Source organism: Acidovorax sp. KPB24-07 (assembly GCF_057543315.1).
This window is the reverse complement of record NZ_BAAJYS010000476.1, coordinates 1-2287: the sequence shown is the minus strand read 5'-3', so window position 1 is coordinate 2287 and position 2287 is coordinate 1. Positions and strand designations below refer to the sequence as shown.

Here is a 2287-nt window from a genome sequence, read left to right as displayed (position 1 = left end):
TGGCGGCCGCACCCGCACCGGCGGAAGCCGCCGCGGCCGCAGCACCTGCCGCCGCCCCCACGCCCAAGCTCGATTCGGGCGACACGGCCTGGATGCTGACCTCCACGCTGCTCGTGATCCTCATGACCATCCCGGGCCTGGCCCTGTTCTACGGCGGCCTGGCCCGCTCCAAGAACATGCTGTCGGTGCTGGTGCAGGTGTTCGTGATCTTCTCGCTGATGAGCGTGCTGTGGGCCGTGTACGGCTACACCCTCACGTTCGGCGGCGAAGGCACGTTCTTCGGCGGCTTCGACAAGATCTTCCTCAAGGGCATCGCGCCGGACACGCTCTCGGGCGCGCTGCCGACCATCCCCGAGTACGTGTTCGTGGCCTTCCAGGGCACCTTCGCGGCCATCACCGTGGCGCTGATCGTGGGCTCGTTCGCCGAACGCATCAAGTTCTCCGCCGTGCTGATCTTCAGCGTGCTGTGGTTCACCTTCAGCTACATCCCCATGGCGCACATGGTGTGGGGCGGCGGCCTTCTGGGCAAGGACGGCGCGCTGGACTTCGCCGGCGGCACCGTGGTGCACATCAACGCCGGGATCGCCGGCCTGGTGGGCGCCTACATGGTGGGCAAGCGCATCGGCTTCGGCAAGGAAGCGCTCACGCCCCACAGCCTGACGCTGACGATGGTCGGTGCCTCGCTGCTGTGGGTGGGCTGGTTCGGCTTCAACGCCGGCTCCGCCGGTGCCGCCAACGGCGCTGCGGGCCTGGCCTTCATCAACACCGTCCTGGCCACGGCCGCCGCTACGCTGAGCTGGCTGGCCGGCGAGTCGCTGCACAAGGGCAAGGCCTCCATGCTGGGCGCCGCATCGGGTGCCGTGGCAGGTCTGGTGGCCGTCACGCCGGCCGCCGGTTTCGTCGGTCCCATGGGCTCCATCGTGCTCGGCCTGATCGCCGGCGTGGTCTGCCTCTGGGGCGTGGGTGGCCTCAAGAAGATGCTGGGCGCCGACGATGCGTTCGACGTGTTCGGCGTGCACGGCGTGGGCGGCATCATCGGTGCCATCCTGACCGGTGTGTTCGCATCGCAAGGCCTGGGCGGCACGGGTGGCCTGACCCCCGACACGTTCGCCATGGGCGCACAGGTCTGGATCCAGCTCAAGAGCGTGCTGGTGACCATCGTGTGGTCCGGCGTCGTGGCCTTCATCGCCTACAAGATCGCCGACCTGCTGGTAGGCCTGCGCGTGCCGGAAGAAGCCGAGCGCGAAGGCCTGGACATCACTTCGCACGGCGAAACCGCCTACAACCGCTGACCGGCTGAGATCCCTGCCGCGGTGACTGGTGGCATCGCGGCGGTGCGACAACAAGCGAGATATTCCTCCTGGACATTGGGCCCGCCGCAAGGTGGGCCTTTTTTTTTGGCCCGCTGCCACCGGCCGCGAATAATGGAAGCAGCAGACCGGCGCGCCAGCGGTGGCGTGCCCGGCCCCTTCCACCGCCTTCCCAGGAGACCCCCCCATGCCCATGGACTGGCGTCCCGCCACTTCCGAGCCCGACCAGTTGGGCGAATCGCCTTTCTGGCACCCCGTCGAATCGCGCCTGTACTGGGTGGACATCGCCGGCCGCGCGCTGTGCCGGCTGCACCCGGCCTCGGGCCGGGCCGAGCGCTGGGCCATGCCGTCCGAGCCTGGCTGCATCGCGCCCGCGCGCACCGTGGGCCAGCCCAGCGGCCTGGTGATCGCCCTGCGCGACACCCTCTACCGCGCCAAGGACTGGGGCGGCCCCCTGGTGCCGGTGGCCCGGCTGCCGATCGATCCGGCCACGGAGCGGGCCAACGATGGCAAGTGCGACGCGCTGGGCCGATTCTGGGTGGGCACCATGCACGAGCCCGCCGCGGGCCCCCGCCAGCCGGTCGCCGCGCTGTACTGCGTGGATGGGCGCGGCGACGGGGCGCCCCTTGTGCGCCGGATGCTGGACGGGGTGGCCACGGCCAATGGCCTGGCCTGGTCGCCCGATGGCGGCACGCTGTACTGGGTCGATACCCCCTCGCACACCATCCGGGCCTGGGCGTGCGATGCCTCGGGCGAGCCCGTGGGCGCGCCGCGCGTGCTGCATGCCTTCGCGCCCAAGCCCGATGGCTGGAAGCCCGGCCAGCCGGGCTACGGCGGCCGGCCCGACGGCGCGGCGGTGGATGCCGAAGGCCACTACTGGTGCGCCATGTACGAGGGCGGCCGCGTGCTGCGGCTGTCGCCCGGCGGCGAGATCGTGGCCGACATTCCCGTGCCGGCGCAGTGCCCCACCATGCCCT

Annotated in this window: 2 protein-coding genes; both read left to right on the top strand. The window is 70.7% G+C overall.

Annotated elements, in window-relative coordinates; genetic code table 11:
* Positions 1-1292, top strand: a 1292-nt coding sequence (gene amt / locus AC27IQ_RS22785) for an ammonium transporter (RefSeq protein WP_487090899.1), incomplete at its 5' end; no start/stop codon positions are given.
* Between the two features lie 205 nt (positions 1293-1497).
* The coding region (locus AC27IQ_RS22780) for an SMP-30/gluconolactonase/LRE family protein (RefSeq protein ID WP_487090898.1) at positions 1498-2287 on the top strand (790 nt) is incomplete at its 3' end.